The 18651-nt window shown below is 49.6% G+C and carries 19 protein-coding genes and 2 pseudogenes; 20 read left to right on the top strand and 1 reads right to left on the bottom strand.

Features of this window, described 5'->3' with window-relative positions; all coding sequences use genetic code 11:
- Positions 1 to 159: 159 nt before the first annotated feature.
- From ACK28C_RS05760 to ACK28C_RS05695, 14 genes and pseudogenes are all read left to right on the top strand, one after another.
- Positions 160 to 318 (top strand): annotated as a pseudogene (locus tag ACK28C_RS05760) (RHS repeat-associated core domain-containing protein); the annotation flags it as partial.
- Between the two features lie 27 nt (positions 319 to 345).
- A complete protein-coding gene (locus tag ACK28C_RS05755) occupies positions 346 to 1353 on the top strand; it encodes a polymorphic toxin-type HINT domain-containing protein (RefSeq protein WP_409152641.1) in 1008 nt (335 codons plus the stop codon).
- Positions 1354 to 1402: 49 nt separating this feature from the next.
- Positions 1403 to 1945: a hypothetical protein gene (locus ACK28C_RS05750; protein ID WP_409152593.1), complete on the top strand. Its 543-nt coding sequence runs from the start codon at positions 1403 to 1405 to the stop codon at positions 1943 to 1945.
- Positions 1946 to 2238: 293 nt separating this feature from the next.
- The gene (locus tag ACK28C_RS05745; protein WP_409152640.1) at positions 2239 to 3450 is read left to right on the top strand and encodes a polymorphic toxin-type HINT domain-containing protein; all 1212 of its coding nucleotides are present in this window, start codon (positions 2239 to 2241) and stop codon (positions 3448 to 3450) included.
- Positions 3451 to 3577: 127 nt separating this feature from the next.
- Entirely contained in the window at positions 3578 to 3955 is a 378-nt protein-coding gene (locus ACK28C_RS05740) for a DUF4279 domain-containing protein (protein WP_409152592.1), read from the top strand.
- A gap of 170 nt (positions 3956 to 4125) precedes the next feature.
- Positions 4126 to 5070, top strand: coding sequence for an RHS repeat domain-containing protein (locus tag ACK28C_RS05735; RefSeq protein WP_409152591.1), 945 nt, complete (start codon positions 4126 to 4128; stop codon positions 5068 to 5070).
- Between the two features lie 10 nt (positions 5071 to 5080).
- On the top strand, positions 5081 to 5326 hold the full coding sequence (locus ACK28C_RS05730) for a hypothetical protein (protein WP_208873735.1): 246 nt from the start codon (positions 5081 to 5083) through the stop codon (positions 5324 to 5326).
- Positions 5327 to 5397: 71 nt separating this feature from the next.
- Positions 5398 to 6063: pseudogene (locus ACK28C_RS05725) on the top strand (polymorphic toxin-type HINT domain-containing protein); the annotation flags it as partial.
- A gap of 111 nt (positions 6064 to 6174) precedes the next feature.
- Positions 6175 to 8733 carry an ankyrin repeat domain-containing protein gene (locus tag ACK28C_RS05720; RefSeq protein ID WP_208873733.1) on the top strand — a complete coding sequence of 853 codons (2559 nt, stop codon included), beginning with the start codon at positions 6175 to 6177 and terminating at the stop codon, positions 8731 to 8733.
- A gap of 79 nt (positions 8734 to 8812) precedes the next feature.
- Positions 8813 to 9097: a polymorphic toxin-type HINT domain-containing protein gene (locus tag ACK28C_RS05715; protein WP_208874047.1), complete on the top strand. Its 285-nt coding sequence runs from the start codon at positions 8813 to 8815 to the stop codon at positions 9095 to 9097.
- A 147-nt stretch (positions 9098 to 9244) separates the two neighbouring features.
- Complete coding sequence (locus tag ACK28C_RS05710; protein WP_208873731.1) at positions 9245 to 9640, top strand: hypothetical protein; 396 nt, start codon at positions 9245 to 9247, stop codon at positions 9638 to 9640.
- Between the two features lie 12 nt (positions 9641 to 9652).
- Complete coding sequence (locus tag ACK28C_RS05705) at positions 9653 to 10342, top strand: ankyrin repeat-containing protein (RefSeq protein WP_015556976.1); 690 nt, start codon at positions 9653 to 9655, stop codon at positions 10340 to 10342.
- Positions 10343 to 10454: 112 nt separating this feature from the next.
- A complete protein-coding gene (locus tag ACK28C_RS05700) occupies positions 10455 to 10619 on the top strand; it encodes a hypothetical protein (protein WP_208873727.1) in 165 nt (54 codons plus the stop codon).
- A 45-nt stretch (positions 10620 to 10664) separates the two neighbouring features.
- Entirely contained in the window at positions 10665 to 10931 is a 267-nt protein-coding gene (locus ACK28C_RS05695; protein WP_208874046.1) for a hypothetical protein, read from the top strand.
- Between the two features lie 7 nt (positions 10932 to 10938).
- On the opposite strand, the gene ACK28C_RS05690 is transcribed toward ACK28C_RS05695, so the two are convergent.
- The gene (locus ACK28C_RS05690) at positions 10939 to 12312 is read right to left on the bottom strand and encodes a hypothetical protein (protein ID WP_015556974.1); all 1374 of its coding nucleotides are present in this window, start codon (positions 12310 to 12312) and stop codon (positions 10939 to 10941) included.
- A gap of 618 nt (positions 12313 to 12930) precedes the next feature.
- On the opposite strand from ACK28C_RS05690, the gene ACK28C_RS05685 reads away from it, so the two are divergent.
- The 6 genes from ACK28C_RS05685 to ACK28C_RS05660 all read left to right on the top strand — a co-directional run bounded on the left by ACK28C_RS05685 (position 12931) and on the right by ACK28C_RS05660 (position 18540).
- Positions 12931 to 13356 carry a hypothetical protein gene (locus tag ACK28C_RS05685; protein ID WP_208873725.1) on the top strand — a complete coding sequence of 142 codons (426 nt, stop codon included), beginning with the start codon at positions 12931 to 12933 and terminating at the stop codon, positions 13354 to 13356.
- A gap of 154 nt (positions 13357 to 13510) precedes the next feature.
- Entirely contained in the window at positions 13511 to 14185 is a 675-nt protein-coding gene (locus ACK28C_RS05680) for an RHS repeat-associated core domain-containing protein (RefSeq protein ID WP_409152590.1), read from the top strand.
- 107 nt (positions 14186 to 14292) lie between these two features.
- Entirely contained in the window at positions 14293 to 14769 is a 477-nt protein-coding gene (locus ACK28C_RS05675) for a hypothetical protein (protein ID WP_409152589.1), read from the top strand.
- A 76-nt stretch (positions 14770 to 14845) separates the two neighbouring features.
- Positions 14846 to 16117 (top strand): ankyrin repeat domain-containing protein, encoded by a 1272-nt coding sequence (locus ACK28C_RS05670; RefSeq protein ID WP_208873719.1) that lies wholly within the window; start codon positions 14846 to 14848, stop codon positions 16115 to 16117.
- Between the two features lie 367 nt (positions 16118 to 16484).
- Entirely contained in the window at positions 16485 to 17945 is a 1461-nt protein-coding gene (locus ACK28C_RS05665) for a hypothetical protein (protein WP_409152588.1), read from the top strand.
- Positions 17946 to 18111: 166 nt separating this feature from the next.
- A complete protein-coding gene (locus tag ACK28C_RS05660; RefSeq protein ID WP_208873717.1) occupies positions 18112 to 18540 on the top strand; it encodes a hypothetical protein in 429 nt (142 codons plus the stop codon).
- The last annotated feature ends 111 nt before the right edge of the window (positions 18541 to 18651 follow it).

Below are 18651 nucleotides of genomic sequence, written 5' to 3'. Positions count from 1 at the left end.
TTCTTTGCTGTCATTAAACAAATACTCGATCTAATAGCCTGGCACCTTGATAATCAATAAAAGGTATTGTGCCGCGATGCAGCAGGGCGCGAACGTGGCGGTGGAGGAGTACGGCTACGACTGGCGCGGTAACCGCATCCGGAAGTCGCGGGCGAGCGCTTTGACCGGACGACGGAGCTGTATCAGCTGCGGGCGCGGTACATGGACCCGAAGACGGGGACGTTCCTGAGCCTGGACCCGCACCAGGGGAACCGGCAAGATCCGCTGAGCCTGCACAAGTACCTGTACGCCAACGCGAACCCCGTCAACAACACCGACCCGACAGGGCTGTTCTCGCTGGGAGAAATGACGGGTTCGCTGTTTGTTCTGGACATTTTGAATGGCACGGTTACGCTGAACTACGCACTGGCATTCCAGATGTTGATGAACGCAGCCCACGTTGCCAACGTCTCGTATTCAATAACGGCACTGGTCACGGCTGCTCTGACGGGAAAAACCGAAGGGGTCCTGCTTGCAATAGCGAATGGGCTTGTCTCAATTGCAAGCTTTTCCAGGATCTGTGAATCGCATCTTGCAATGCAGATACTTACGAAAGCTCTTGCAGCGTATGGAGCAAACGAGAGCTTGGAGGCTTTTCTGAAAGCCGTTCGGGATGACGACGTTCCCCAAATGTTGTTATCCGCTCTGCAGCTTTCGTTGAACCTTGCCGTGCTGCATGAAACCTGCTTTGACGGCGACACGTTGGTGGCGACGGAGGCGGGGTTCAAGCGCATCGACGAGGTTCAGGCCGGGGACCGGGTGTGGTCGTACAACGTCGAGACCGGCGAGAGGGCGCTGAAGGCGGTCAAGGAGGTCCTCGTCCGGGAGAACGACGAGCTTCTGCACATCGAGACGAGCCGGGGCGCCATCGATGCGACGACCAACCACCCGTTCTACGTCGTGGGCAAGGGCTGGGTAGCGGCGGGGGACCTGGTGGTTGGGGACGCGATCCAGGCGCTCTCCGGGGATGCAGGGGTTGTAACGGGACTGAGGCTTGAGAAGCTGGAGTCCCCGATCCCCGTCTACAACCTCGACGTCGAGGACTTCAACTCCTACTTCGTCGCCGGCGGCGTGCTGGTGCATAATGTATGTGTTGCAAAAGAGGGGAATCTCCGTGCAGATGTACAGAAAGGCGGAGAACCTAATCATTTTAGGGGACATGCTCATATTCGGGAAGCCGGAAAGAAAGTTGCATCTATTGATGAACTAGGCGAAGTAGTAGTTGGAAAGCTGAGCGTAAAAGCAAAAAGATTTGTCGATAAATACTCACAGCAGATTAAAGATGGGATAAAGGAGTGGTATTATGCTCGGTAAAGTAACTCTTGGATCAGTAAAATCGATAACGTTGAAAGAGATCATGAAAATGAGTGATGCGGAAATGAACGTTGTATGTGATGCACTCTTTAATGATGATTACAATGACGAGTGGTTTGAGCAGGCAGGGCGGGAAAGCAGCAGAGAGACGCTGTTAACGCTGATAGAAAAGAGCTATTCATTATGTGGCGTTGTGGGTTTTCTGGACACCCTTTTACACTATGTCAACAGCAAGGCAGTTACTGATGATGTATTTCAGAAGATCATCAAGTATCCGTCCCGCAGCACACGTCGATCGCTTATGATTTCACTGGCGCATAGTCAAATTGCGATCTATCAGCTTGAATATATCTGCAGCAAGCAAATTTGCACCGAGGCATTTTGCCAATTGGCTAACATCATAAATACAGACAGTAATTTTACCATTACAGATTTGGAACATTTACTTAACAACAGTAAGAAAATGGTCAAAGAAGTGGTTCCTATCGAGGAATATCTTATGGATGATCGCATCTCAAACGAGAAGAAAAGTATGCTGAAAGAATGGTGGAAAAACCTGGAGCATGCTAAGAATATTCATGATCTGTTGTGACCGATTGAGTATCCCCCCGCTTTAGCTGTAAGGGAACTTATATTGGTCTCACAATAAAGCTTTTAATTTCTTGATAAAGTACCTGAAAGAATTGAAGAGAAGCTCATGAAGCAGGCATTTCAATGACGTAGCAGAACGGTCAACTGTTTTTCTTTGCTGCCATTAAACGAATGTCAATCTTAAAGTCTGGCACCTTGATAATCGAAATAAAGGTATTGCGCCACGGGGCAGGAGGGCGCGAACGTGGCGGTGGAGGAGTACGGCTACGACTGGCGCGGTAACCGCATCCGGAAATCGCGGGCGAGCGCTTTGACCGGACGACGGAGCTGTATCAGTTGCGGGCGCGGTACATGGACCCGAAGACGGGGACGTTCCTGAGCCTGGACCCGCACCAGGGGAACCGGCAAGATCCGCTGAGCCTGCACAAGTACCTGTACGCCAACGCGAACCCCGTCAACAACACCGACCCGACGGGAATGTTCTCGTTTGGCGGGATGTTGGGCGGCCTGGCCGGCCACGGCATCCTCTCCACTGCGGGGGGATTGAATTTCCTGACGGCGCTTAGGATGCTGCAGAAGGCGGGGTATGGCATCCAGTTCCTGTGCGCGATGAGGAGCCTTGTCGTGGCGATGATGACGGAGGACTCGGAGCAGTTTCTGCTTGCGCTGAGCAACGGGATCGTGTCGGTCGCCGGGATGATCGGCATCTGTGAAACGCACGTTGTGATTCAGACGCTGACGAAGGCGCTGGCTGGGTACAGCGTCAAGAAAAACTTCGAGGCATACCTTGAGGCGAGGGCGAATAACGACGTTGCGGGGATGCTGGTTGCGGGTCTGAATATCGCGATGGACCTGGCCATGATTTTCTGGCCGAGCTGCTTTGACGGTGACACGCTGGTGGCGACGGAGGCGGGGTTCAAGCGCATCGCCGAGGTTCAGGCTGGGGATCGGGTGTGGTCGTACAACGTCGAGACCGGCGAGCTGGCGCTGAAGGCGGTCAAGGAGGTCCTCGTCCGGGAGAACGACGAGCTGCTACGCATCGAAACGGGCAGCGGGGACGTCGACGCGACCACCAGTCATCCGTTCTACGTTGTGGGCAGGGGCTGGGTTGCCGCGGGAGACCTGGTGGTTGGGGACAGCATCCGGGCGCTCTCCGGCGACGTTCGGACGGTGACGGCACTGAGGCTTGAAAAGCTGGAGTCCCCCATCCCCGTCTACAACCTCGACGTCGAGGACTTCGATACCTACTTCGTCGGAAGCGGCGTGTTGGTGCATAATGGGTGTAAAGAAATACGTAATGATGACAGAGCTAATAAGGTTGCGCAGACTGTTAATTATGATAGTGCTGAATTGCTAAAAAAAGACTATGTTAAAAAAGCATCAAGTCAATATAATATGGCAATTGACGAACATACACGAGAAATTCTACTGGTGAGGGTTATCAAGGGAAGTAAGGGTAAAAACGCAATACCAGTACATACGGGGTTATACTATCCAAATAAATGACTTAATTCTGGAAATGACATAAGCTTGATTTGAATCACATAACCTTAGGCCATTGGGCGTTAACTGAAGCGATAAGGCAGGTATTGAGCTTTTGCCTACCTTAATTTAACAGCACGGGGTGAACTATATGTATCCTACAATCAAGGTTATTTTTAGCATCGTTTGCGCGTTTCCCATGGATGTCATTACTGACTTATTAGGGATAGCACCTAAAAAAGGTAAGCAAACTGTAGCAATACCAGAGCCGTTTTACTACTGGTATATAGAAACCGATAAATCGTTTTGCAGGTGTTTGGAGGAAAAATTTGATGAAATGATCTCCATGCTTGGCTCTAAGGTGGAGGTGCTTCAGCAACTAGTCAAAGATTATGAAATTGATGTAGTTTTTGATGGCATTGTAGTGATGGAGGACGGCGACGCGCCGGAGTTATGCTTTTCAAAAGAAACAATAGCCCTTTTGGCTTCGCTGAATGCTGAATTTGGAATTACTCTCTACAAACCTTGATTTTTAAGCGAAGGGGATTTTTTGGCTCCTCGCCTTTTTAAGCTTTCCTGCGATGACGTCGATGACGTTATGAACGACGATGGAAAAGGAAATTGAACAAAACTACAGAGTCTCCGAATTCTTGACAATCGAATAAGAGTTATTGTTTTGCGGTGCAGGAGGGCGCGAACGTGGCGGTAGAGGAGTACGGCTACGACTGGCGCGGCAACCGTATCCGGAAGTCGCGTGAGGGCGTCACGGTCCGGTATCTGGTGGACGCGAACCACTGGATATCCCACGTGGTGGCGGAGACGGACGGCACGGGAGTGCCCCTGGCCTACTACACCCGCGGCGGGGACGACCTGATCTCCATGGAGCGGGGCGGAGCGAAGCGCTGGTACCTGGTCGACGGGCACGGTTCGGTACGGATGCTGGCGAACGAGTCGGGCCAGGTGACAGACCGCTGGACGTACGACGCGTGGGGGGAGACGACGTCGCGCACGGGCGTGACGGAGAACGACTACCAGTACGCGGGCGAGCGTTTCGACCGGACGACGGAGCTGTATCAGCTGCGGGCGCGATACATGGACCCGAAGACGGGGACGTTCCTGAGCCTGGACCCGCACCAGGGGAACCGGCAAGACCCGCTGAGCCTGCATAAGTACCTGTACGCCAACGCGAACCCCGTCAACAACACCGACCCGACAGGGCTGTTCTCGCTGGGAGAAATGCTTGGCGGCCTGGCCGGACATGGCATCCTCTCCACCGCGGGGGGATTGAATTTCTACGCAGCGTTGGGGGTGCTGGTGCCTCGTGCGGGAGCAATTGTAATTCTGTCTGTCATCAATTACATTACACTGGAAACGATCCTTAATGGTCATATCTTAATGTCCGATCTCCTCAGGGAGATTGACCTGACATTAGTAAAAGCATTTTTAGACAAAACTGTAAGGGAGGTTTTAAAAGAAAGGCTGGGAAGAATTAGACACGCTTTTCGACCCCCGGGCGGTCCAAGTTGGGATGATCCAGTTCTACTTGATATGACGATAAGGGAGGTGCTTAAAAAAGCACAGTCTGGAGCGAGAGCCTGGCGGAACATTTGGAAGTTGTTGATTGACGGGCGCTTCAAAAAATAAGGAGGCAATCATGGAGCAGTTTATAAGATTTCTTAACATGCTTGAAGAGAAAAGCATTTACTATCGGCTCAACAAAGTTCGACCAGTAGGTGTAATGGTAGAAATAGCAATTCCTGGAGAACGCTGGGAAGTCGAGTTTCAAGATGATGGTTCTATAGATATCGAAAAATTTAAAGGCGATGGAGAGACCTTTACGTGTACAGATCTTAATCAATGTGAAGAAATTGACAAACTTATTGAAGAATGTTCTGACTAAAACTGATTGAGTGATTCCCGGCTCTGCCGGGAATCACGATAAAAGACATAACGTAATAGACCGGCGAGAGGGCGCTGAAGGCGGTCAAGGAGGTCCTCGTCCGGGAGAACGACGAGCTGTTGCACATCGAGCTTGGCAGCGATGACGTCGACGCGACGACCAGCCACCCGTTCTACGTCGTGAGCAGGGGCTGGGTAGCGGCAGGAGACCTGGCGGTTGGGGACGCGATCCAGGCACTCTCCGGGGATGCGGGGGTTGTAACGGGACTGAAGTTTGAGAAGCTGAACAAACCGATCTCTGTCTACAACCTCGACGTCGAGGACTTCAACTCCTACTTCGTCGCCGGCGGCGTGCTGGTGCATAATAGGTGTGGGTACGCAAAGCATCATTCGATCCCTAAATACTTGGGTGGAGATCCTAAACAAACGTTAACAGAACTTCCAACAGAGGTTCATCGTAGTATCCATGCCGCTATAGATAGTTTTGAAAATGGAAAATTTTCAAGATGGCTTGGTGGAGGGCACTTCACAAACCTTCTCAAAACGGATCCCACTTTTAAGAACCAAGTCATCAATGCTTTAACAGAAATTTATAAAAAATATGAGAGTCATTCTGGACTGATGGAGGATTTTCTGAAGAATGCCGAAAAATATCTCAATAGTTATTTAAGGGATATTCGAGAGAAAACTCTAGTCGCAAACATTCTCCTTCGAATCCTGTGGTCCAGATCAGTTTAATTTTAGATGCATAGTTTTATCAAGACTGAAGAAACAACGTCATTCAACCTCATACCCTGTCTTTATTTTTTATATTGAGAAGTCAGGGTATGGAGTTGCTCAGGCAGGTATTTGGAGGAGATTTTGTTCATGACAAGTCCGGAAAAATTTGTGGAGCTTTGCAAATACGGTTCTGTGCAACAGGTTCGGGAAGCAATTCAGACAGGTATCTGTATCGATGCCAAAAACCAGAACAACCGGACGGCTCTAATGGCAGCCGCAGAAGAAAATTTGGACCCTGAAATCATTAACATGCTGCTTCAGGCTGGTGCGGATGTCAACGCAAAGGATGAGGATGGCAATACCTCGCTGATTCTGGCGGCAACAAGGAATTCAAATCCCAAGGTTGTCGACACGCTAATCCAAGCTAGTGCAGATACTGAGACGAAGGATAATTACGGTGGTACGGCTTTGATTATGGCCGCGATGAAAAATATAAATCCAGAAATTGTCAAAGTTCTTCTTCATGCAGGAGCGGACGTCAATGCGAAGGACAAACGTGACAAAACAGCTTTGATGCATGCTGCAATGAACAGCACCCCTGAGATTATCAAAATTTTGCTTTTTTCCGGTGCGGATATTGAAGCAAGAGATCAATACGGTAAGACAGCGTTGATGTATGCTGCAAGAGACGGCACCCTTGGTGCGCTCAAGGTATTACTTGAAGCGGGCGCAGACGTTCACGCAAGAGACGAAAACGACAGCACTGTACTGATGGCGGCAGTACAGTGGCTTTTTATAGACAAAAGGCCGGAAATTGCCGAGATCGTCAACCTCCTGATCCAGTCCGGTTCGGATGTCAACGCCCGGGATAAGGATGGTAATACAGCGCTGAAGATGGCCGCGAACTCCAAAGAGCTTGAAGTCGTCAATCTCCTGCTTGAAGCGGGAGCGGACGTCAATGCGAGGGATAAAGACGGCGCGATGGCGTTGCACTCTGCTGCATTCAATGGCACTCCTGGTGTTATCAAGGCGTTGCTTGAAGCGGGAGCTGACGTCAATGCTAAGGTAGAGAAGAGTTTTAATATTGGCATGACCCCGCTGCTATACGCACGATCCTCCAGAGCCGTCGAGGTGCTGCTCAAAGCTGGTGCGGATATTGAGGCCAGGGACGGATCCGGTTCTACGGCACTGGTGTTTGCGGCACGAGAGGGCAGGCTCGGCCTCATGAAGACGTTGCTTGACGCCGGAGCAAATCCCGACGTGAGGGATTCGTATGGAGACACGCTGCTGACGGTTGCTGCAGATAGTGCCCCCAACCCCAAAATTATCAAAGCATTGGTCGATATCGGCATGGATGTCGAGGCGAGGAACAACGATGGCATGACGGCGCTGATGATGGCGGCGAGATGGAACTCCCTTCGTATCGTGAAAACCCTGCTTGAGGTGGGGGCCAACGCGAACGCGAAGCTTGAAGCCAGTACGACAGCAATGACAACGGACACGGCAGATGGTGATATCTTTGCCGCTATCATCAATAACAAGACGACGGATGTCCCCGTAAGTGCAGGGACGACCGTATTGATGTTGGCTGCGTTGAATAGCCGGAAACCGGATGTTGTGAAGGCGCTGCTCGATGCCGGTCTGGACGTCAACGCACGGGATGAAGAGGGTCACACGGCATTGATGCTGGCCGCGAGGTGGAACACATCCAGGATTGTCGACACGCTGCTCGATGCGGGGGCGGATATCGACATAAGGGACACGGATGGCAGACGTGCTGCAGACTATGCGCAGGAGAACAAAAATTTAAAGAGCCGGTATGTTCAAACCCGTCTGGGAGCTGAGGCGGGAGGAATACGACAGTCTGACGAGGGTTCTGGGAAGGATGTGGCTCCAATGATGCAGTTCATTAAGAAGATGCTGAGAAAGGAAGGTTCGGACAGAAGCGCCACTGAATCGTACCGAAAAGCTGCGAACGAGGGAGATGCGGAGGCTGCGCGCAAGCTTGGGCTGCTGTATCACGAGGGAGATGGAGTGAGGCGAAACTACAAACAGGCTGCAGAGTGGTTTCGCAGGGCAATGGAAGGAGGCGACGCATCTGCGCCGCGCTACTTGGGTCTTATGTATGCGAATGGTAATGGAGTAGGTAAGGATTATGCAAAAGCAGCGGAGTGCTTTCGCATAGCAGGGGAGCGGGGAGATGCCTGGGGGCAGTACAACCTCGGAGTATTGTATTACGGAGGCGAGGGGGTAAAGCAGGACTACGGGAAGGCCGTGGAGTGGTATTGCAAGGCGGTCGAACAAGGTCTTGCCTCGGCAGAGTTCAACCTTGGCTTGATGTACGAACAGGGTTGCGGAGTGGCTCGGGACTATGCGAAGGCCGCGGAACTGTACCGAAGAGCGGCGGAGCAGGGAGACGCCGCAGCACAATGCAATCTTGGTTTCTTTTACAGTAAAGGTTGGGGGGTCAAGCAAAACAACATAGAAGCGGAAAAATGGTATCATAAGGCTGCAGAACAGGGAGACGCTACAGCGCAATGCAATCTCGGCCTGATGTATGAGAAGGGAAAGGGTGTAGAGCAGAATCATGAGGAAGCCATAAAGTGGTACCGTAAGGCCGCGAGGTTGGGGAACCCTGACGCACAGGCCAGGCTGGAATTGATAAATAAAACAAAAAAAGGCAAATAAAATTGATATAAGCCCTGCAACTTGACAATAAAATTTTACGCAACGCCGGCGAGCTGGCGCTGAAGGTCGTCAAGGAAGTATTTGTCCTGGAGAACGGCGAGCTGCTGCACGCAGGGGCTGGGTTGCTGCAGGCGACCTGGCGGTTGGGGACGCGATCCGGGCACTCTCCGGGGATGCGGGGGTTGTAACGGGACTGAGGCTTGAGAAGTTGGACTCCCCCATCCCCGTCTACAACCTCGACGTCGAGGACTTCAACTCCTACTTCGTCGCCGGCAGCGTGCTGGTGCATAATAAAAAGTATCCATCGGGTAAGGATTTTAATAGCTACGAACGAGATCTAAGTTTGAAGACAAACAAAATCTAATAACTGACATGATCTCTGAACTTAGCATTAGAGGTCATGTCAGCTTTAAGAGGGGAACGAAATTTGTATACAAGGATTATCGTCAGAAATAAACTTTTATTTCCAGGGAGTGTTCGCTCGAATGCTATAAGCTTGTTTCATGAATCAGTGGAAGAGCTGCTCCCAGCCTCTATTGAAGGGATGTCTGCACAAACAATATTGAGAGAGTTGTTTGAGGACGAAATTGAAACCTGTGATATCCCCAGCTCTATGCTTTATCAGAAATTTTTATCGACCAAGTCAAGTTTTATGGAAAATGAAGAATTCCATGTGATGTATAGATTCAATGATGAATTTGCAATACGCTTAACGCACCATATAGATCTACACCATCTGGCTCTTTCGGATGATGAGTGGGGAATCTTGGCTTCCATTGTTCCGTGGCATTATGTTGACAGTTGTTGTTTTCTTGGCGATACATGGTGGGAAACTGACAATGAAATACTCGAGAACATAAATAAAATGACGGTAGTGAATTTTCTGAAACGATATAAAGGGTATTGAATGCCGAGTGGAATGATGAGTTCAGGAGAAATTCGTTGCTTCGGGTCTGTTCAACAGGTTCGCGATGACATCAATAGGGGGGCCGATGTCAATGCAAAAGACCAGGATGGTACGACGGTACTAATGATGGCAGTACAGTGGTGCAGAGATCTCGATGTCATCGATGCCCTGCTTCAGGCTGGAGCAGACGTTAACGCAAAGGACGCATGCGATATGACGGTGCTGGAGTATGCCATAGGATGGAATGCGAGCTATGAGATCATTGCACTGTTGGTCAAAACTGGAGCGAATGTTAATGCAAGGAATGAACACGGCCGAACAATGCTGATGTATGCTGTGTTATGTAATAGAAAGACTGCAATTCTCTCTACTTTGATAAAAGCTGGTGCAGATATTGACGCGAGGGATCATAACGGTCTGACCGTACTGATGTATGCTGCAATAAAGAGTATGGCTTCTGAGACTATTAACATATTGTTAGATGCCGGATCCGACATGAACGCAAAGGGCGAAGATGGTATGACGGCGTTGATGCTTGCTGCAAGGTGGAACTCTCCTGGTATCGTCGAAACGCTGATCGATGCTGGCGCAAATGTTGACCTGAAGGATCATGAGGGCAAGCGGGCCATTGATTATGCGCAGGTGAACGAGAGGATAAAGGGAACGGATACGCTCAAACGCCTGGAGAACGTGAGCAGGTAAAGCGAGCGCTTTAAGCAGCTTCGGTAACTTGACAATGGAATAGAATGTCTGTGACAGACTCGCGACGGAGGCGGGGTTCAAGCGCATCGACGAGGCCCGGTCCGGGGATCGGGTGTGGTCGTACAACGTCGAGACCGGCGAGCTGGCGCTGAAGGTCGTCAAGGAAGTATTTGTCCTGGAGAACGGCGAGCTGCTGCACGCAGGGGCTGGGTTGCTGCGGGCGACCTGGCGGTTGGGGACGCGATCCGGGCACTCTCCGGGGATGCGGGGGTTGTAACGGGCCTGAAGCTGAAGAAGCTGGACTCCTCCATCCCCGTCTACCATCCCCGTCTACAACCTCGACGTCGAGGGCTTCCACTCCTACTTCGTCGCCGGCGGCGTGCTGGTGCATAATGGGTGTGGAAAAAGTACTCCTGGTAATAATAAAGTCCAAAACAAACAAGCAAGAGATATTGCAAAACGGCTCCAACTTAACGATCCAGCTAAGAAGCGAGAGTTACATGATCTTATCTCTGGACAGGGATACAGTTTTCAGGAAGCACTTGAAACAGCAAAGTTTTTCTTTGGTCAAAATAGTTATCTGACCTAAAAATTTATCATGTTGTTGCCCCCGAATGGCTCGAGTGGCGTTTTATTAACCGTTTTACAAAATCCCTTGTTTCATCATAAGAATCATACAGGCACTCCTCAAGGATTGTATCCGGCAAAACCCCGCAATGGTGCATGGCTTTTACAATATAGTGTCTGCAAAATGCACAGTCGCCTTTTTGATACACTCGAAGGAGAATGGGAAGCGCGTCCGCAGAACGGTGACAGGTGTATATAGCCCCAATATCCATTTGGACGTGATGCGGGATGACGGTCAGTTTTCCGATCAGTTCGGCAATGAGGGTATCGTCAGCTTTGTTATAGTTCTTTTTCAACAGAGCAAGCGCAAAGGAGCTCAAGCCCTTCCTCTTTAACAGCTGAAATGCCAGATCATGCAATTTTCGATTCCTGATCCTTTTCAGGCAATCTATTGCGCTACTTGCCAGCAGTTCGTTTTCAGACTGAGCGTAGTCCATGAGCAAAGAGATATCCAGCGGAAATGATCTGTCCCAAAACATTGCCAACAACAGACCTTTTATCGATTCCTCCTCTTCATGGGAAATCGCATCTGCCAGATCCAAGACTTTGGAGTCGGATGCGTTTAAAAAAAACGCACGCCTGTGTCTAAGTATTTCACGAGGCCGCGGACATCCACTGGCTACAGATTGCGCCGCAATTTGCCGTAGATCGCCAACAGTCAAATTCTCTTGTCTGTCCCGAGCATTGGCAGACTCTTCTGACTCGATCCTGGCCTTCAATGTATCCGCAAGCGCCCTGACGGCTGCCGAGCGTTCGTAATTTCTCTCGAAGAATGCGGTGATCCTCTTTTCTCCGAAAGTGTCTCTGGCCCTAATTTCAAACCATCCGCCATATATGACCTCGTTACCGGGATCGCGCAGAAGGATCCTGCCGACGTCTTCCGCGTAGCGTTTGAACGCAGAAAAACCATCTAAGTACATGAGCTGACAAACAACATCATCCCATTGTTCGCCCTCATGCATGTACGGGATATCTCTGAGCCGCCCCTGTTTCGACGCGAAATAGTCGTATTTGGAACGTAAGGCCTTCGTGGCATCCTCACTTCCGTCATACGCAAAACGATATAGAATCGCCGACAGTTGATAAAACAAACCGTCGGAGCAGCGCGAAAAAAATTTTTCTATGATTGCCTCCTCGTAATATTCCGGTTCCCTGGACGTCAAGAGGGCCTCGTATAGATAATACCCTCTCGTTCCTTCCGATTGCCAGTCGTATGAAATGTCACGCAAACAACAGCGCAGGAGTATGTCTCTATACGCTGCTTTATTCTCGACATTTTTCAATGTGACAATTGCGCTGCCCAAACCGCGGCGCAACGCCTGCGAAAAAGTTCTTTTGGTCATAGGTTGTCTACATGATCTTCAAATGCGGCACAGCCTCTCCAGTTTACGCGTACCGGAGCCGTTGAAGACAGGGCACACCAACCTGTTGATATCTCTGGACTCAAAATAAAACGCCTCTTTTCAATCGCCCGATTTTTTCGCTCTTGCAATCTCGTGCGTCATTACCTGATGATTAGATGATTATAAGGGAAGAAGACAAATTTTTCCATATTGTTTTCCTCGCTCCTCTTTTCTTTTATAGAATTCCAGCAGAACTACCTATTGTCATAAAACACTTGTTCATATTTTACTGAAACAGTTTAAAAAGAAGTGTGTTTTGAGGCATAAGGTTGGACTCGTTTAACATTTGGCGGCGACGCGCCCAATGCAGACCCTCTGAACGAATATCCTCCGAACACAGGCGCGAAGCGGCCCTCCAATGGGTTTGTTTCACGTTTTTTGTTTTCTCGGCGCAACGGTCCTCCCCTATGTAGGCGGTAGGCGTGAGATCGGGGGCCGCGCGGGGCAGGGGCGAAGAAAGGAGCGCCAGAACATATTTAGGTTATTCGATTTTCTGGACTCAGAGTGACGCAGTAACCATTAAATTCTTGCTTCAGTCTGTTATCAGGAGGGGATACTGTGCTGGTAAAGTATTCTAGAACATTTAAATGCTATCCCTTTAGCTCAATATTTGGCCCGACGTCATCTTCAAAACAATTAACCAAGGGGAAAATTTATCTGGTCATTGAATTATACCTTGATTTTGAAAGTAGTAAGACGTCTTATAGAGTTTTAAATAATGAAGGGGCCCCGACAATTTATGACGCTGATGGCTTTGAAATCGTTTCAGGAAACTTGGATGGATATTATTGGGTGCAAGACAGGGATAACTATATAACAATAACACATAAATTGATTTTCGAGGCTGGAAAAAATACATTTTGGGAAGTATATTTTGATGATCCCACTGATGAGGAAAGGACCCTATTAGGCAACGTAGTAAAAGATTTATCTTTCAGAGAAGGAATACCAACGCCAACGTTGGAACGCAGGGAGTACTCATGAAACTGCTCAGCATCAGGGTATAATACAGCAGCCAATTGCTTATATCTATGCTCAATCTTAAATTACGGTAACTTGACAATAGATAGAGTTCGCAACTCCAGGGAGACAAACGGTAGCGTATGTAACCACAGACGACGGCCACGGCTCGGTACGGATGCTGGCGAACGAGTCGGGACAGGTGACGGACCGCTGGACGTACGACGCCTGGGGGGAGACGACGTCGCGCACGGGCGTGACGGAGAACGACTACCAGTACGCGGGAGAGCGCTTTGACCGGACGACGGAGCTGTACCAGCTGCAGGCGCGGTACATGGACCCGAAGACGGGGACGTTCCTGAGCCTGGACCCGCACCAGGGGAGGCGCCACGACCCGCTGAGCCTGCACAAGTACCTGTACGCCAACGCGAACCCCGTCAACAACACCGACCCGACAGGGCTGTTCTCGCTGGGAGAAATGCTTGGCGGCTTGGCCGGACATGGCATCCTCTCCACCGCAGGGGGATTGAATTTCCTGACGGCGCTCAGGATGCTGCAGAAGGCGGGGTATGGCATCCAGTTCCTGTGCGCGATGAGGAGCCTTGTCGTGGCGATGATGACGGAGGACTCGGAGCAGTTTCTGCTTGCGCTGAGCAACGGGATCGTGTCGGTCGCCGGGATGATCGGCATCTGTGAAACGCACGTTGTGATTCAGACGCTGACGAAGGCGCTGGCTGGGGAGAGCGTCAAGAAAAACTTCGAGGCATTCCTGGAGGCCAGGGCGAATAACGACGTTGCGGTGATGCTGGTTGCGGGTCTGAATATCGCGATGGACCTGGCCGCGATTTTCTGAAGGAAGGAAATTTAACAGGAGATAACATTGGCTCTCGAAAGAGTTATCGTGGCCTAACATCTATTATGCCACGATAACTCTTTCAGGATAAGGAAAGGGATATTGCCGTGGGAATTCACATAAAAATAACGTATCGGTTAAGGAGCCATACTGAATGGATAACCCTGCACCCTACTCCCGAACAATACTTTGACCCTGATCCGGAGGAGGAAGAAAAAGGTGAATACGATATAGAATCCGTTCCCAAATTTTCTGACGTCAGAGATTACTTGGAAGAACGAGATGAGAGCTTACAAGATAGCGACATAACGAATGTTAACGTTTTTTTGAAGGACTTTGAGAAACAGGCTGAGATAAGCTTTTACCACACTTACTGGAATAATGGGGAAAATATGTTGATTGAAAGAAGGGATAGCACCCCCTTAGAATCCTATCACGAAATTATTGTCCAGCTAGCGATCGACCGCTGCATTTGCGAGACGCTGAGGTTCGTGGAAGAAAACGGAATCATGCATCCGACAATGCACAGCCATATTTTAAACAACGCGGACGGAACTCAATCGGACTCAAATTGCCTGCGTTAGTCAAGTGTTGTTATATCCTGCCTTTGTAGTTGATGAAGGGAGCCACTAGCCAGCCGTCTTGAAAGGAGTTTTTCAGGTGAACTCAAAAGAGTTTTTCGAGCTCTGTAAATCCGGCACAGCTTGGCAGGTCAAAAACGCTATCCGTTCGGGCGCAAAAATCAATACAAAGGATGAACAAAACAGAACGGCGCTGATGGTGGCCGCAAGATGGAACAGGGACTCCGAAGTGGCCAGCGTGCTGCTTGGTGCCGGAGGCGACGTGAATGCACGGGAAATGTTCGACTTTACAGCGTTGATGTACGCTGCAGGGCATAACACCATCAAGGTCATCAACACATTGCTGCAAGCTGGAGCAGAGGTCAATGCAAAAGAAAAAAACGGCATGACGGTATTGATGTATGCTGTGAAATGGAGTTGCAGAAGCATTCCAACCTTTGAAATTGTTAATGTGTTGCTCGATGCCGGCGCAGAAGTGAACGCAAGAGATAAATACGGCACAACGGCGTTGATGGTGGCAGCATCGAGTTGCGATGCCGAAGTTGTTACCGCATTGCTCCGAGGAGGTGCGGAGGCCAATGCAAGGGATAAGTACGGTACGACTGCGCTGATGTATGCGAGGACCACTGCAGTTATCAGAGCTTTGATTGGTGCTGGATCGGACGTTGACGCAAGACATGAGTCCGGTGCAACGGTGCTGATGCTAAGTGCGTCGAATGGTTTGTGGTCCGATGACATCAAGTTATTGCTCGAGGCCGGAGCGGATGTCAATGCGCGGGACAGGAATGGCATGACAGCCCTGATGTATGCCGCAAGGGGGTCTAAAAATCTCTGTGCCATGCCTTGGACCATCAATGTATTGGCCGAGGCCGGGTCTGAGATCGATGCGCGGGACAAGTACGGTATGACAGCGTTAATGTGGGCTGCAAAGGTCGGTGCTCCCAATGTTGTAAACGCACTGATTGCGTCTGGGGCAGATATCAACGCAAAGCTTGAATCCAATACGACGGTACAGCTGCTGGATGTACGAAACAGCGAAGTGATCGACATTCCGTTCAATGCTGGGACAACAGCGTTGATGATGGCAGCGTTGAACAATGATAACCCTGGGGTTATAAAGCTGTTGCTCGATTCCGGATTGGATATTAACGCACGTGATAATGGTGGCCGGACGGCGCTGATGTTGGCTGCGGAGTGGAGTACCTCTAGGATTATCAATATATTGCTTAGTGTCGGGGCAGACATTGCTGTCAAAGACAACGAAGGGAAGCGGGCTGCTGACTACGCGTGGGGAAATAAATATCTGAAGGGCTCAGATACGCTCAGACGGCTGTGTGAAGTGTGTCGATAAGTTTAGTAGCAGACTTTGAGTTCCAGCAACTTGACAATGGAATAGAGTTGCAACTCCAGGGCAACGAACGGCGGCATACGCAATCCCAATCTGTTTTGGGACGTCTATACGGGGTACGGTTTACTTGCCTCGACAGCGCGGCAACGGTGCCGCGTGTCGAGGTAAGCGAACGGCACAGCATTCGGGGCTTGTCAGCCCCGAAGAGCTGGCCGCCTGCTTAGGCTACGACTGGTGGAAGTTATTAACCAGCATACGGGATAAATTTATAAAACGGTTGACAAACTCACTAAGTTTGTCAAGCTTTTAATTAAAAGACCATAACTATTAATTGAAGTTTATAAGGTTATGGCATTAAGGGGGACCTACAATGGAGGAATTAACAACCCGAGAGTTGTACAATCTAGGTGGACAAGCTCTGAGCGAAGAGAATTATTCAAGAGCTTTTGCATACTTCCTTGAGTGCGCGAAACGGGGAGAGGCTGATGCACAGTCTATTCTTGGTATTATGTATGAGGACGCCATTGGCGTGGAGCAGAATGACCATAAGGCTGCCGAGTGGTATCTCAGAGCTGCGGAGCAGGGAGAGGCAACAGCGCAATGTAAATTAGGCATTATGTATGAAGAAGGCCGGGGAGTCGAACAGGGTGATGCAAAGGCTGCCGAATGGTATCTCAGAGCTGCGGAACAGGGAGAGGCAACAGCGCAATGTAAATTAGGCATTATGTATGAAGAAGGCCGGGGAGTCGAACAGGATAACGCAAAGGCTGTGATGTGGTACCGAAAAGCCGCAATACAAGGCAACGTTGAGGGACAGTTCCGTCTCGGCGTTATGTACACCAAAGGCTGGGGGATCGAAAAAGACTATAAGAAGGCTGCGAAGTGGTATCGTAAAGTTGCAGAACAAGGCGTTTCTGGAGTACAGTTTATTGTGGGAGCCATGTACGAGAAAGGAGAGGGGGTGGAGCAGAATTATACGGAGGCTGCGGAGTGGTACCGTAAGGCTGCGGAACAAGGAAATGCAACGGCACAGTGTAAACTAGGCATTATGTGTGAAGAAGGCCAGGGCGTTGAACAGAACGACGCAGAGGCCGCAACATGGTACCGTAAGTCGGCAGACCAAAATGTCCCAGAAGCGCAGTTCAATTTAGGCATTATGTATGAAGAGGGCCGAGGCGTTGAGCAGAACGACATAGAGGCCACGGAATGGTATCGCAAAGCTGCAAGCCAGGGTATCCCTGCGGCACAGTTCAATCTTGGTTTGAGGTATGAGGAAGGACGTGGCATTGAACGAAATAACGTCAGGGCTGCCGAATGGTATCAAAGAGCTGCAGAACAGGGCCTTGCGGACGCACAATTTAATCTGGGTACTATGTATTACGACGGGCAAGGCGTAGAACAGGACTATTCGAAGGCTGTGATGTGGTACCGAAAAGCTGCCGGGCAGGGAGACGCTGAAGCACAGTTTAATTTGGGCGTTATGTATTATGGTGGGCAGGGTATAGAGCAAGACTACGCGAAAGCCGCGATGTGGTATCGCAGGGCAGCAGAGCAAGGGGTGGCAGCAGCACAATTCAATCTGGGTGTCATGTACAGCGAAAATCAGGGATTAGAGCGGAATTACGCGAAAGCCGCAGAATGGTTCCTTAGAGCTGCGGAGCAAGGATATACTGCGGCGCAATTTAACCTGGGCCTGCTGTACGAAGAAGGAGAGGGTGTAGAGCAGGATCATGAGGAAGCTATAAAGTGGTATCGTAAGGCTGCAGAGGCGGGAGATATTGATGCGCAGTCCAAACTGGAATTGATAAATAAAACAAAAAAAGGCAAATAAATATTGATATAGGCCCTGCAACTTGACAATAAAAATTTACGCAACACCGGTGAGAGTGCGCTGAAGGCGGTCAAGGAGGTCCTCATTACTGGTGGTCCTCGAATAGAGAACCACCAGCAAATTTATGGTCTGTGAAGATTAGTTTTGAGGATGGGAGGCAGAGGAAATGCTGGTTAAATACTCAAGACCATTTAAGTCGTATCCGTTTAACGTGATCTCATTGTCAAAGTCTTTCTCTGAGCAATTGGTTAAGGAGAAAGTTTATTTGGTAATTGAAGCATATTTTAATTTTAGCTTAAATAAGCCATCTGCTGTCCGGAGAATATCTTATAGAATTATTGACGAGGGGGGGACACCGGCAATTTACGAAGCTAACGGTTTTGAAATCGTTTCAGGGAACTTGAACGGATATTATGTTGTGGAAGATAGAGAGGATCATATGATAATAACTCATAAATTGATTTTTGAAGCAAACCCAGATAAATTTTGGGACACATACTTTGAGAGCACTACTAATGAGGGGAAAAACCTATTGAAGAGTGTGATAAAAGATTTGGCTTCCAAGGAAAATATACCAGAACCAATGCTGGAATAGAGGAGAAGTTCATGCCCCAGGCGATATTAGGACGTAACATAACAGTCAGCTGTTTTCTTTGCTGTCATTAAACGAATACTCGATCTAGGGCGTGTTCACTCAAAAACATTG

Origin of the sequence: Fretibacterium fastidiosum (assembly GCF_964642095.1) — a bacterium.
GTDB lineage: Bacteria > Synergistota > Synergistia > Synergistales > Aminobacteriaceae > Fretibacterium > Fretibacterium fastidiosum.
Note: the sequence above shows the minus strand (reverse complement) of the source record. Positions and strands in the feature narration are given on the sequence as shown.

Excerpts from the sequence above, each read along its gene's own strand:
- ACK28C_RS05680 (WP_409152590.1), top strand. The coding sequence starts at position 13,511 with ATGCTGGCGAACGAGTCGGGACAGGTGACGGACCGCTGGACGTACGAC.
- ACK28C_RS05665 (WP_409152588.1), top strand. The coding sequence starts at position 16,485 with ATGGAGGAATTAACAACCCGAGAGTTGTACAATCTAGGTGGACAAGCT.
- ACK28C_RS05660 (WP_208873717.1), top strand. The coding sequence starts at position 18,112 with ATGCTGGTTAAATACTCAAGACCATTTAAGTCGTATCCGTTTAACGTG.
- ACK28C_RS05755 (WP_409152641.1), top strand. The coding sequence starts at position 346 with ATGACGGGTTCGCTGTTTGTTCTGGACATTTTGAATGGCACGGTTACG.
- ACK28C_RS05690 (WP_015556974.1), bottom strand. The coding sequence starts at position 12,312 with ATGACCAAAAGAACTTTTTCGCAGGCGTTGCGCCGCGGTTTGGGCAGC.
- ACK28C_RS05705 (WP_015556976.1), top strand. The coding sequence starts at position 9,653 with ATGATGAGTTCAGGAGAAATTCGTTGCTTCGGGTCTGTTCAACAGGTT.
- ACK28C_RS05730 (WP_208873735.1), top strand. The coding sequence starts at position 5,081 with ATGGAGCAGTTTATAAGATTTCTTAACATGCTTGAAGAGAAAAGCATT.
- ACK28C_RS05750 (WP_409152593.1), top strand. The coding sequence starts at position 1,403 with ATGAGTGATGCGGAAATGAACGTTGTATGTGATGCACTCTTTAATGAT.
- ACK28C_RS05740 (WP_409152592.1), top strand. The coding sequence starts at position 3,578 with ATGTATCCTACAATCAAGGTTATTTTTAGCATCGTTTGCGCGTTTCCC.